At 48.5% G+C, this 12,211-nt stretch carries 10 protein-coding genes; 6 read left to right on the forward strand and 4 right to left on the reverse strand.

Annotated features, from left to right (window positions below; translation table 11 throughout):
* Window positions 1-229: 229 nt before the first annotated feature.
* Window positions 230-1,606, reverse strand: a complete 1,377-nt coding sequence (xseA, locus tag CPY98_RS04350; protein ID WP_096386478.1) for an exodeoxyribonuclease VII large subunit — start codon at window positions 1,604-1,606, stop codon at window positions 230-232.
* Window positions 1,607-1,776: 170 nt separating this feature from the next.
* Between xseA and guaB the strand changes: the two genes are divergently transcribed.
* Both guaB and guaA read left to right on the forward strand, forming a co-directional pair.
* On the forward strand, window positions 1,777-3,243 hold the full coding sequence (gene guaB / locus CPY98_RS04355; RefSeq protein ID WP_040046758.1) for an IMP dehydrogenase: 1,467 nt from the start codon (window positions 1,777-1,779) through the stop codon (window positions 3,241-3,243).
* A 104-nt stretch (window positions 3,244-3,347) separates the two neighbouring features.
* A complete protein-coding gene (gene guaA / locus CPY98_RS04360; protein ID WP_025800442.1) occupies window positions 3,348-4,925 on the forward strand; it encodes a glutamine-hydrolyzing GMP synthase in 1,578 nt (525 codons plus the stop codon).
* A gap of 96 nt (window positions 4,926-5,021) precedes the next feature.
* Here the strand turns inward: guaA and CPY98_RS04365 are convergent, their stop codons facing one another.
* Window positions 5,022-5,969, reverse strand: a complete 948-nt coding sequence (locus CPY98_RS04365) for a helix-turn-helix domain-containing GNAT family N-acetyltransferase (RefSeq protein ID WP_096386481.1) — start codon at window positions 5,967-5,969, stop codon at window positions 5,022-5,024.
* Window positions 5,970-6,233: 264 nt separating this feature from the next.
* Between CPY98_RS04365 and CPY98_RS04370 the strand changes: the two genes are divergently transcribed.
* Window positions 6,234-6,392, forward strand: a complete 159-nt coding sequence (locus tag CPY98_RS04370) for a YqaE/Pmp3 family membrane protein (RefSeq protein WP_038502005.1) — start codon at window positions 6,234-6,236, stop codon at window positions 6,390-6,392.
* Window positions 6,393-6,448: 56 nt separating this feature from the next.
* Here the strand turns inward: CPY98_RS04370 and hemL are convergent, their stop codons facing one another.
* Complete coding sequence (gene hemL / locus CPY98_RS04375) at window positions 6,449-7,735, reverse strand: glutamate-1-semialdehyde 2,1-aminomutase (protein ID WP_025800444.1); 1,287 nt, start codon at window positions 7,733-7,735, stop codon at window positions 6,449-6,451.
* 250 nt (window positions 7,736-7,985) lie between these two features.
* On the opposite strand from hemL, the gene clcA reads away from it, so the two are divergent.
* Window positions 7,986-9,434 carry a H(+)/Cl(-) exchange transporter ClcA gene (gene clcA, locus CPY98_RS04380; protein WP_040046766.1) on the forward strand — a complete coding sequence of 483 codons (1,449 nt, stop codon included), beginning with the start codon at window positions 7,986-7,988 and terminating at the stop codon, window positions 9,432-9,434.
* A gap of 124 nt (window positions 9,435-9,558) precedes the next feature.
* A complete protein-coding gene (erpA, locus tag CPY98_RS04385; protein ID WP_025800446.1) occupies window positions 9,559-9,903 on the forward strand; it encodes an iron-sulfur cluster insertion protein ErpA in 345 nt (114 codons plus the stop codon).
* 63 nt (window positions 9,904-9,966) lie between these two features.
* Here the strand turns inward: erpA and yjdN are convergent, their stop codons facing one another.
* Window positions 9,967-10,395, reverse strand: coding sequence for a VOC family metalloprotein YjdN (gene yjdN, locus CPY98_RS04390; protein WP_043491298.1), 429 nt, complete (start codon window positions 10,393-10,395; stop codon window positions 9,967-9,969).
* A 477-nt stretch (window positions 10,396-10,872) separates the two neighbouring features.
* Between yjdN and CPY98_RS04395 the strand changes: the two genes are divergently transcribed.
* The gene (locus CPY98_RS04395; RefSeq protein WP_227743677.1) at window positions 10,873-12,162 is read left to right on the forward strand and encodes a PTS ascorbate transporter subunit IIC; all 1,290 of its coding nucleotides are present in this window, start codon (window positions 10,873-10,875) and stop codon (window positions 12,160-12,162) included.
* Window positions 12,163-12,211: the final 49 nt, after the last annotated feature.

A 12,211-nucleotide genomic window follows, 5' to 3' on the forward strand; every position in this document is an offset into this window, starting at 1 on the left:
AGCGGGTGTTTATAGAATGCACTGAGGATCACAGTTTTATTTTGCGTCGATTTCACGCCATTTTGCTTTCGATTCATAACCAATCAAAAGCAAAGTGAAATTTAAATGCGTTGTTTTTATCTATAAAGCAAGGAAGGGATGACAGAATAACGAAAGTGGGTATAAACAGGATTCAGGCCACCGCTTTTATTATGCGAAGTGACCTATATCACAGAACTCACTATTAGGCTTATGAGTTATATTTTGCACTACGTTTTTTAGGCAGCGCTGCGGTTGAAGTCACCGTGCTTTCTACCCACCCGTCTTGTACTCGGGTTTTTAACAGATCGCCATGAGCTACCTGCTTAATGCTTTTCAGCACACCGCCGCTGGGTGGCTGCGTCACGCTAAACCCACGTGCCAGCGTGGCGAGTGGGCTAACGCCTTCTAACTGCGAACACAATGCGCCAAAGTGTTCACGATTGCCGCTAAGCTGGCGTTGGACGAGTAATTCCAGCCGGTTGTGGAGCTGCTCGATGCGCTGTTGATGGCGCTGAATACGCGCAGAGGGCTGCTGTTGATTAAGGCGTTGGCTGGTGCGCTCTTGCTGGCGTTCCGCCAAGCGCAGGCGTGTTTGCACGGCTTCGTCCAAACGGCGACGTAGCTTAATCAGCAATGTGTGCTGACGAGCCAGACGCAGCTGCGGGTGCTGCTGCTGTAAACGATGATTCAGACGAGTAAAACGCTGCTGATGACGGGCGAGATAATAATCCATCGCCATTTCCATGCGCTGCTGCTGTGAAAGCATTTGGCGCATGAGCTCGGTTTGATTTCGGCTGACTAACTCTGCTGCCGCGGACGGCGTTGGTGCGCGCAGATCGCCGACGAAATCAGCGATAGTGACATCGGTTTCATGACCAACGGCGCTGACGATAGGGATAAGGCTGGCAAAAATAGCCTGCGCCACGCGCTCATCGTTAAAGCTCCATAAATCCTCAAGCGAGCCACCGCCACGGCCGACAATCAGTACATCACACTCTTTACGCTGGTTGGCTAATTCAATGGCGCGCACAATTTGCATCGGTGCATCGGCGCCTTGTACCGCGGTTGGATAAATGACCACTGGCAGAGACGGATCCCGTCGTTTTAATACGTTAAGGATATCGTGCAGCGCGGCACCGCTTGATGAAGTCACAACGCCAACGCAGTGGGCTGGCGACGGTAATGGTTTTTTGTGGGCAGGATCAAACAGCCCCTCTTCCTGCAAGCGTTGCTTCAACTGCTCAAACTGCTGTTGCAGCAAACCATCACCGGCTGGCTGCATACTTTCAGCAATCAGTTGGTAATCACCGCGAGGTTCGTACAGCGTAATGGTGGCACGCATCAAAATCTGCTGACCGTTTTGCGGGCGGAAAGTGACACGGCGGTTGCTATTACGGAACATCGCGCAGCGAACCTGAGCACGATCGTCTTTAAGCGTGAAGTACCAATGGCCCGATGAAGGCTGAGATAAGTTGGAGATTTCGCCTGATAACCAGATCTGCCCCATTTCCATTTCTAACAGCTGACGGACGGTCTGATTTAACCGGCTAACGGTAAAAATTGGTGGGGAAGATGGCAGTGACATGTGACGTAGATCAAACTCTAAATCAAGGTGTTAATCAGTCGATACTACATGCTTGAATGACCTTCGCAAGACTTTTTTGTAAAAAGTACTGGAGGCAACCGTTTTCGGCCTGTATAATGCCGCGGCAATATTAAATCTATTTGATTTACCACCCTGGTGAGATATTGCCCATGCTACGTATCGTAAAAGAAGCCCTAACGTTTGATGACGTTCTCCTAGTTCCTGCCCATTCTACCGTTCTGCCAAACACTGCCGATCTTAGCACTCAGCTGACTTCATCCATTCGTATGAATATCCCAATGCTGTCTGCGGCAATGGATACCGTTACCGAAGCGCGCCTCGCGATCGCGTTGGCACAGGAAGGCGGTATTGGTTTCATCCACAAAAACATGTCTATTGAGCGTCAGGCTGAAGAAGTTCGTCGCGTCAAAAAACATGAAAGCGGCGTGGTAAAAGATCCTCAAACTGTGACGCCAACCACTACTCTGCGCGAAGTGAAAGAGCTGACCGAGCGTAATGGCTTTGCGGGTTATCCGGTTGTCACTGACGATCTGGAGCTGGTGGGTATCATCACCGGTCGTGACGTGCGTTTTGTTACCGATTTGGAGCAGCCAGTGACTGCGGTAATGACGCCGAAAGAGCGTTTGGTTACCGTGAAAGAAGGTGAGGCTCGCGAAGTTGTTCTGCAGCGCATGCACGAAAAACGTGTGGAAAAAGCGCTGGTTGTTGATGAAAACTTCCACCTGTGCGGCATGATCACCGTTAAAGACTTCCAGAAAGCAGAGCGCAAGCCTAACGCGTGTAAAGACGAGCATGGCCGTCTGCGCGTAGGTGCTGCGGTAGGCGCGGGTGCAGGCAACGAAGAGCGCATTGCCGCGCTGGTTGAAGCCGGCGTTGACGTACTGCTGATCGACTCTTCCCATGGCCATTCTGAAGGCGTGTTACAGCGCATTCGCGAAACTCGCGCTAAATTCCCTGACCTGCAAATTATCGGCGGCAACGTGGCTACGGCTGCGGGCGCAAGAGCATTGGCTGAAGCCGGTGTGAACGCGGTTAAAGTAGGTATCGGTCCTGGTTCTATTTGTACTACACGTATTGTTACCGGCGTTGGTGTTCCACAGATCACCGCCGTTTCTGACGCCGTTGAAGCGCTGGAAGGTACCGGTATTCCTGTTATCGCCGATGGCGGTATCCGCTTCTCCGGTGATATCGCCAAAGCACTGGCCGCTGGCGCAAGCTGCGTCATGGTGGGTGGTATGCTGGCTGGTACTGAAGAATCTCCGGGTGAGATCGAACTGTATCAAGGCCGTTCATTCAAATCATATCGCGGTATGGGATCACTGGGCGCGATGTCTAAAGGTTCTTCTGACCGTTACTTCCAGAGCGATAACGCTGCCGACAAACTGGTTCCTGAAGGTATCGAAGGCCGCGTAGCTTACAAAGGTCACCTGAAAGCAATTATCCATCAGCAAATGGGCGGTCTGCGCTCATGCATGGGTTTGACCGGCTGTGCAACCATTGATGAACTGCGTACCAAAGCTGAGTTTGTTCGCATCAGCGGCGCAGGGATTCAAGAAAGCCACGTTCACGATGTGACCATCACCAAAGAGTCACCGAACTACCGCATGGGTTCGTAATATCTTTACAGGTGGCGAGGACGCAAAGCCGATTCTCGCCGCTGAATATTCAGTGACCTATTTTCGTTTTTTTTGGCTATTTATTTTTCTAAACAAGGCCTTACATGACTCATAATATTCATAAGCATCGCATTCTGATTCTGGATTTCGGCTCCCAATACACTCAGCTTCTGGCACGCCGCGTACGTGAGATCGGCGTATATTGCGAGCTGTGGGCATGGGATGTCACCGAAGAGCAGATCCGTGAGTTCAACCCAAGCGGTATTATTCTGTCCGGTGGCCCTGAAAGCACGACTGAGAACAACAGCCCACGTGCTCCAGAATATGTCTTCACTGCCGGTGTGCCTGTTTTTGGCGTGTGCTACGGCATGCAGACCATGGCGATGCAACTGGGTGGCCATGTAGAAAGCTCAAACGAACGTGAATTTGGCTATGCGCAGGTTGAAGTGACCGCGCACAGTAAAATGTTTGACGATATCAAAGACTCTCTGACAAAAGACGGCACCCCAGTGCTGGACGTTTGGATGAGCCATGGCGATAAAGTTACCGCGATCCCTTCTGATTTCGTTACCGTTGCCAGCACTGAAACCTGCCCGTACGCTATTATGGCGAACGACGAAAAGCGTTTCTATGGCGTTCAGTTCCATCCTGAAGTGACTCATACCCATCAGGGCCAGCGCATGCTGGAGCGTTTCATTCTGGACATCTGCGGCTGTGAAGCTCTGTGGACACCAGCCACGATCATCGAAGATGCGGTAGTGCGTCTGCGTGAGCAAGTGGGCGAAGATGAAGTTATTCTGGGCCTGTCTGGCGGCGTTGACTCTTCTGTGACCGCGCTGCTGCTGCATCGTGCTATCGGTAAGCGTTTGACCTGCGTATTCGTTGATAATGGTCTACTGCGCTTGAACGAAGGCGAGCAGGTGATGGAGATGTTCGGCGATAAATTCGGCCTGAATATCATCCACGTTAAGGCAGAAGAACGCTTCCTAAGCGCGCTTTCTGGCATTAACGATCCAGAGGCTAAACGTAAAACTATCGGCCGCGTATTCGTTGAAGTCTTTGATGAAGAAGCGTGTAAACAGCCGGGCGTTAAGTGGTTGGCACAGGGTACTATCTACCCAGACGTGATCGAGTCTGCGGCATCAGCAACTGGCAAAGCGCACGTGATTAAGTCTCACCATAACGTGGGCGGCCTGCCAAAAGAGATGAAGCTGGGTCTGGTTGAACCGCTGAAAGAACTCTTTAAAGATGAAGTGCGTAAGATCGGTCTGGAACTGGGTCTGCCATACGATATGCTGTATCGTCATCCGTTCCCTGGCCCTGGTTTAGGCGTTCGTGTGCTGGGTGAAGTGAAGAAAGAGTACTGCGATCTGCTGCGTCGTGCTGATGCTATCTTCATCGAAGAACTGCACAAAGCGGACCTGTATAACAAAGTGAGTCAGGCATTCACCGTGTTCCTGCCGGTTCGTTCCGTTGGCGTGATGGGCGATGGTCGTAAATACGATTGGGTTGTCTCTCTGCGTGCGGTAGAAACTATCGACTTCATGACCGCGCATTGGGCACATCTGCCATACGATTTCCTGGGGCGCGTTTCTAATCGCATCATCAATGAAGTTAACGGTATTTCCCGCGTGGTGTATGACATCTCCGGCAAACCACCGGCGACTATTGAGTGGGAATAATTTAACGTCTGGCGAATGCCAGTAAGTCTACGTTATTTCTAAAAGCTCAAGTTATTCCCGTAACCCTGTTTTATTTGAAGGGTTACGGGACAATGATTAAATCTTGCGTGTAAACTGCTGTTCTACGATGCTGCTTCCCCATTGATCTCCTTCCCACTCTTTCGTTAGTTTAAAACCAAATGATTCGTATAAACTTCTCGCTGCGGTCAGTTTATTAAACGTCCATAGTTGAACCGCAGAAAATCCTCTCTTATCGCAAAACTTCATCGCTTCTGCGATTAACTTTCTGCCAGCTCCGTTGCCTCGGCAGCCATCGTCAAGGATGAACCACCGCAGATGAGCCTCGCCGTTGCCAAGATCTTCACCGTCGATTGCGACCGAGCCGACAATACGCCCGTTCAACATAGCCAGCCAAATTTGATTACACTCATTGTCTAAACGTCCGGAGAATTCAGCTAATTCTGTTGCAACTCTTGCCTCAAAAAAACTACCGAAATTGTGCTCCCTAGCATAATAACTGCCGTGCATTTCAGCGATGCGGCCAATCATTCCGGGATGATAGCCAGAAACAATGTGTAGATTGTTTTGAGTGCTCATTTCGTTATTTTCGCGGCAGGCTTGTAGCGCATTGGCATAGATCATAAGCCCCTGTGAGGCTGCATTTTGCTGATGTGGATTCATTTTTTTTAATGCAGCGATGACGAGCTCGTTAGCGTAATGATTAATTCTTTCCACCGTTTCCCGGCCTTGTGCACTGAGGCTCAGTTGCTTAATTCTGGCATCTTTGGCAGATGGACATTCTTCTAGCTCACCGGCGCTGACAAGTTTCGCTAACATACGGCTGACGCTAGACTTCTCAAGCCCTAAGATCTGTACTAACTCCGCTGCAGTCATCGACCCACGATGTTCTACTTCAAGTAACGTATGAACTACTGATGGGGAGTATTCCGTTGCGGCGAGTGTGCTACGCATAAAGCCGAGCTCTCGTACCATTTGCCGTGAAGCTACGCGTATTTCTTCAATGATGGGTGTTGCATTGCTCATTTATACTGGCCTCTAAATTAAGTTGTACGATACAACCATTTTCTTAAGGTGCTGTCAATGGCGATTGTGTATCAGGTCTGTACATTGCCAGATGGTGTGTTATTCCCGTGAGAAAGCCTTCCTGCCGATGAAAAAACGCCTGCATACGGTGGGATTTATGGCTAATTATCTGAGTTTTTACCAAGTTGCGGATGACGGTCTATGCTTAATGTTGTGTCTCATCAAGATGATGGGGATTCATTAACACAATTTAAGGAGAGTGAGATGGGATTTTGGCGAATTGTTTTCACCATTATATTGCCACCGCTAGGGGTGTTGTTAGACAAAGGGATTGGCGGTGCTTTTCTGCTAAATATTATCTTAACGCTGCTGGGTTATATTCCGGGGCTTATCCATGCGTTCTGGATCCAAACTCGTAATTAATTAAGCGATATTTAGTGAAAACCGTACGCCGCACCGCGGCGTACGTGAGATAAAAACTATTTTTTCATCTTCACAAAACAACGACGTGCTGCGTCGATGGTTTTTTGAATATCTTCCTGAGAGTGTGCTAGCGACATAAAGCCTGCTTCAAAAGCAGATGGAGCGAAGTACACGCCTTCTTCCAGCATCAAATGGAAGAACTGCTTGAATCTTTCAACGTCGCAACGCGTCACATCCTGATAGCAGGTGACGGTTTCCTGATCGGTGAAGAAGATCCCAAACATGCCGCCCACGTGATTCACAACAAGTGGAATGCCTTCTTTCTGCGCTGCATCTAACAGGCCGGAAGCTAAATTGTCGGTGAGTTCGGTCAGTTGTGGGTAGATACCCGGCTGAGAGATCTCGTTGAGGCAGGCGAAGCCCGCAGCCATCGCGACAGGGTTACCTGAGAGCGTACCGGCTTGATAAACAGGACCGGTGGGTGCTAGCGCTTCCATCACGTCACGGCGACCGCCGAATGCGCCAACGGGCATACCGCCGCCGATGATTTTGCCTAAGCAGGTTAAGTCCGGCGTCACGCCGTAATAATCCTGAGCGCCAGCCAGCGCAACTCGGAAGCCTGTCATCACTTCATCAATGATCAGTAACGCACCGTATTGATCGCACAGCTCACGTAAGCCTGGCAGGAATTCAGGTTGTGGAGGAATACAGTTCATGTTTCCTGCCACCGGTTCAACGATGATGCAGGCGATATCGTCAGGGTATTGCTTAAATGCCTGTAAAACGGACTCGATATCGTTATAGGTGCAGGTCAGCGTATGTTTAGCAAAGTCAGCCGGAACGCCCGGAGAGTTTGGCTGGCCTAAGGTGAGGGCGCCCGAGCCCGCTTTCACCAGCAGATGATCGGCGTGGCCGTGGTAGCAACCTTCAAACTTGATGATCTTATCGCGACCGGTAAAGCCACGAGCAAGACGGATAGCGCTCATGGTGGCTTCTGTCCCTGAGTTCACCATACGCACCATGTCCATGCTTGGCACCAGCGTGGTGACCAGTTCGGCCATTTTGACTTCCATTTCGGTTGGTGCGCCAAAGCTCAAGCCACGGCCAACGGCCTCTAGCACGGCTTCGCGAATCGCAGGGTGGTTATGGCCGAGAACCATTGGGCCCCATGAGCCAACGTAATCAATGTAGGCTTTGCCATCGGCATCGTACAGGTAAGCGCCATCTGCGCGCTCAATAAATAAAGGCACACCACCAACGCCGGTGAAGGCGCGAACCGGGGAGTTAACGCCACCCGGAATTAGCTCTTTTGCCTGAGCGTACAGACTTTCAGACTTACTCATAAATCGGCTCCTGACCTGTGCTGAATGTAAAAAGTCGCTTCTATTCTAAAGAAGTCGCCACTGAGATGAAATGAAGAAAAACGTTAGGTTAGGCGTTGAACATAATTCAATCGTATCAACGTGGATATAAACGCTATCCTTATGGAGTAGCAATCTCTCACTCGCAAAGGGGACTTAGCGGCATTTGCCATGTAGAATAACGCCTCTTTCATTTGTATTACTTATCAACCACACCTTTAGTTGACTGATTATGACACAGCAAGAACAACAAACTTCTCTGCCGTCTGCCACGCGTTTGCGTCGTAGTGACGTGATGCTGCAAATTTTACGCCGCGATAAAACCCCAGTGGCCATCTTATTGATGGCCGCGGTGGTCGGGACTCTTGCGGGTCTCATCGGCGTAGCGTTTGAAAAAAGCGTTGATTGGGTGCAACAGCAGCGATTGGGTGGATTGGCCCATGTCGCTGATTACTGGATTATTGTTTGGCCGATGGCGTTTATTGGCTCCGCGCTGTTAGCGATGTTTGGCTATTATTTGGTGCGTCGTTTTGCTCCAGAGGCTGGCGGCTCAGGCATTCCCGAAATTGAAGGGGCGTTAGAAAATTTACGTCCTGTACGCTGGTGGCGAGTGATCCCCGTGAAGTTTTTTGGTGGTTTGGGAACGCTTGGTGCTGGCATGGTGCTAGGGCGTGAAGGTCCCACCGTGCAGATGGGGGGAAACCTTGGTCAAATGGTGTTTGACCTGTTTCGTGCTCGCAGCACGGAGGCACGGCATAGTCTTCTGGCAACCGGTGCGGCTGCGGGGTTAACCGCCGCGTTTAATGCACCGCTAGCGGGTATCTTATTTGTGATTGAGGAGATGCGTCCGCAGTTCCGCTATAGTCTGATTTCAATCAAAGCGGTCTTTATTGGCGTTATTATGTCCTGCGTGGTATTCCGTTTTTTCAACGGTGAACGCACGGTGATTGAAGTGGGCAAGCTGGGCAACGTTGGCATCAATACACTGTGGCTGTATCTGCTGCTCGGTATGGTTTTTGGCGTTGTTGGGGTGATGTTTAACCGTGGCGTGTTCCGTGTTCAGGATATGTTCCAGCGTTTACACGGCGGCGATTGGCGCAAACTGGTTCTGATCGGCGGCGTTTTAGGCGGGCTGTGCGGTGTACTTGGATTGATTCAGCAAGAAGCTGCGGGCGGCGGTTTTAATCTCATCCCAATTGCTGCTGCTGGAAATTACACGATGGGCATGTTGCTATTTATCTTTATTGCCCGCGTAGTCACTACACTGCTGTGCTTTGGTTCCGGTGCGCCTGGTGGTATTTTTGCGCCGATGTTAGCTTTGGGAACGTTGCTGGGAACGGCATTTGGGATGGCAAGTGCACATCTGTTTCCGCAATACGGCATTGAGGCCGGCACGTTCGCTATTGCCGGAATGGGCGCGTTATTTGCCGCCACCGTCAGGGCTCCGCTTACAGGTATTGTGCTGGTTCTAGAAATGACTGATAACTATCAGCTCATTTTACCGATGATCATTACCTGTCTTGGCGCTACACTATTGGCCCAGTTTTTAGGTGGAAAACCGCTGTACTCTTGCATCTTAGAAAGAACGCTCAAGCGTCAGGAGCTGGCTCAAAAGCAGGCCCAGGAGCAGGCAGCTCAGCAAGAAGCGGAAAAGGCATCGTTACCGACGAGCAATACTTGAACGAATTAGTCAGGTATTAGATAATGACCGCATAAATCAACATGGCTTTCTGACGATACCTGCATGTACGTGTCTCCATGTTGTGTAGAAACATTCTGTGAAAAGCAGAGTTTGGGAGTGAGAAATGAGTGAAGATATGGCTCTGCCGTTGCAGTTTACCGAAGCTGCAGCTAATAAAGTTAAAGTACTGATCGCAGACGAAGAAAACCCGGATCTGAAGCTGCGTGTCTATATCACTGGCGGGGGCTGTAGTGGCTTCCAGTACGGCTTTACCTTTGACGATAAGGTGAACGACGGTGACATGACCATTGAGAAGCAAGGCGTTATGCTGGTAGTCGATCCGATGAGCCTGCAATATCTGGTTGGCGGTTCAGTCGATTATACCGAAGGTTTGGAAGGCTCTCGTTTCATCGTAACCAACCCAAATGCGAAATCGACCTGCGGCTGCGGCTCCTCTTTCAGTGTTTAAGCGTTAACCTAACCAGTAAAAAAGCCCGTGTTGATCGCGGGCTTTTTTGTTTTTCAGAACCCTCTATCCCATCGCTTTTTCTACGTTCACCATCCAGGGAATACCGAATTTATCGGTTAGCATCCCAAACCCTAAAGCCCAAAAGGTTTCCTGAAAAGGCATTGTCACCGCTGCCCCTTCCGATAATCGTTCAAACCAAATTTTCCCCTGTGTTAAATCATTTGAGTGCAGACTAACGGCATAGCCGCCGTGCTTTTTCTCTTCCTCGCACATGTTGCCATCGCTCAGCATAAGCAAACCGTCTCCGATTTTAAGCGAAGCGTGCATAATTTTATCGGCAGGGAACGGTGGCGTGGTTGCGCATTGGGAATCATCGACCGGCGCTTCACCAAAACGCATTTTGAATAATACCTCTGCGCCTAGTGCTTGAGTATAGAACACAATCGCTTCTTCAGCGTTTCCGTCGAAAAAAAGATAAGTACTTAATTGCATAGATGTATTCCTCAAGTAATCCGCAACAGAAAGTTTAGTCGAAGATAGGGCGTACTGCCGCCGCGCTATGCTGCAAATGGCCATTATCAAAAATCTTTTTAAATTGGTTTTATTATTTTTGAAACGCAGGTTTAGTTATCGGCGTCACAAAATCATTGTTCCTTTTTGATAAAATACCTCTCTACTTGAAACGCCTGTTCATTTTTATAGATATTAATGGGAAGTAGCATGAGTCGATAAACCTATTTGTTCAGTTTCCTTTTTACATTTGGTATTAGATAGATTAGCCAAATTTATAAATTTTATGCCATGTGAAAATGGTTAGGGGCTATTTAACTAAATAACCGTAGAAAGTATTAAAAGTTCTTTTTACGAATTAAATTAATATATTTAATAACCTGTTTTTTATACAAAAGAATGTTTCTCATTAAATTAACTATTTCATGAGGGGATGAGTGTTGCTGTTTTTTACTGAATGTGATTTTCAAACTTAATATAAAAATAAGGTTTCTCATGGACTATTTATTAAAAGTTTTTGGAACACCATCGATCATTATAGCTTTTATCGCTTTCTGTGGGCTTTGCCTGCAAAAGGCAAAGTTGACCACCATTATAAAAGGAACTGTTTTAGCCTTTTTAGGCTTTGTTCTGATTAAAACAGGGGGCGGAATACTGGGTGGCGTATTGACCATGTTCAGCGATCTGTTTACCCATGCATTTGGCTTGAGAGGCGTAGTTCCCAGCAACGAAGCGATCATGGCGCTGACTATTGATCGGCTAGGCCGGCCTGCGGCAATTATCTTGTTTTTTGCCATGATAATTAATATTTTGCTGGCGCGATATACACGGTTTAAATCTATCTATCTGTCATTGCATCTTATTGTCTTTATGGCTTTTTCGGTGACGGCTGCGTTGGTGGGGTTAGGCTACAGTGAATTATTTTCCATAGTGTTTGGCTCTGTTGTGATTGGCGTCTACATGGCCGTATTCCCAACGATTCTGTCTAGGTTTAGCCGAAAAATTATCGGCCATAATGATTATTGTATCGCCCACGCGGCATCCAGTTCTTACCTTATTGCTTCTTTCTTAGGTAAATGGTTTGGTAACACTTCGGTTAACGTTGAGCACGTTAATGTCAGCGACAAATTTAGCTTTTTGAAAAACGCAGACGTAGCAACGTTTCTTACCATGTTTTGCCTCCTTGGTGTTTCCTCCTTATTCTCCAGCAATGAATATTTAGCCAGCATTATGGAAAAGAAGCCTTACCTCGTTTGGTTACTGGAAAAATCAGCGGTCTTTGCTGGTGGGCTATTTATCGCTAAAAAGGGCGTGGTGTTATTTGCCGAAGAAATTGTTCCTGCGTTTAAGGGGATTTCCCAAACTATTGCCCCCGGTTCAATTCCAGCCGTTGATCCCATGGTTCTTTTTGATAAGTCGCCTAATGCGGTATTGATTGGGTTTTTAGTGAGCTTCTTTGCTGAACTTTGCTGCATCGCAATTTTCCCATCGCTTGGATTACCGATTATTGTGCCGGGAATTCTTGCCAGTTTTACCTGCGGAGGCACTGCAGCCATATTTGGTAATGCCACCGGTGGTTTAAGAGGCGCAATCATTGCCAGCTTCGTTAACGGCTTATTGCTGTGTTTCCTTCCCGCACTGGTTTTACCGTTATTCAGCTATTTGGGTGCTACAGGGGTGACTTTCGCTGACCCTGATTTCACGATTTTATCTGCTTTCATTAAATATACGTTTGGTCTTGTGCACTAAGAAAACGTTGCTTGAACGATGGCGAATATATTTATCAAAAGCCTATATC

Origin of the sequence: Hafnia sp. CBA7124, assembly GCF_002355555.1 — a bacterium.
GTDB lineage: Bacteria > Pseudomonadota > Gammaproteobacteria > Enterobacterales > Enterobacteriaceae > Hafnia > Hafnia alvei.

Bases quoted from the DNA above. Each gene is read 5' to 3' on its own strand.
- CPY98_RS04365 (WP_096386481.1), bottom strand. From the start codon at position 5,969: ATGAGCAATGCAACACCCATCATTGAAGAAATACGCGTAGCTTCACGG.
- xseA (WP_096386478.1), bottom strand. From the start codon at position 1,606: ATGTCACTGCCATCTTCCCCACCAATTTTTACCGTTAGCCGGTTAAAT.
- guaB (WP_040046758.1), top strand. From the start codon at position 1,777: ATGCTACGTATCGTAAAAGAAGCCCTAACGTTTGATGACGTTCTCCTA.
- guaA (WP_025800442.1), top strand. From the start codon at position 3,348: ATGACTCATAATATTCATAAGCATCGCATTCTGATTCTGGATTTCGGC.
- erpA (WP_025800446.1), top strand. From the start codon at position 9,559: ATGAGTGAAGATATGGCTCTGCCGTTGCAGTTTACCGAAGCTGCAGCT.
- CPY98_RS04370 (WP_038502005.1), top strand. From the start codon at position 6,234: ATGGGATTTTGGCGAATTGTTTTCACCATTATATTGCCACCGCTAGGG.
- yjdN (WP_043491298.1), bottom strand. From the start codon at position 10,395: ATGCAATTAAGTACTTATCTTTTTTTCGACGGAAACGCTGAAGAAGCG.
- hemL (WP_025800444.1), bottom strand. From the start codon at position 7,735: ATGAGTAAGTCTGAAAGTCTGTACGCTCAGGCAAAAGAGCTAATTCCG.
- clcA (WP_040046766.1), top strand. From the start codon at position 7,986: ATGACACAGCAAGAACAACAAACTTCTCTGCCGTCTGCCACGCGTTTG.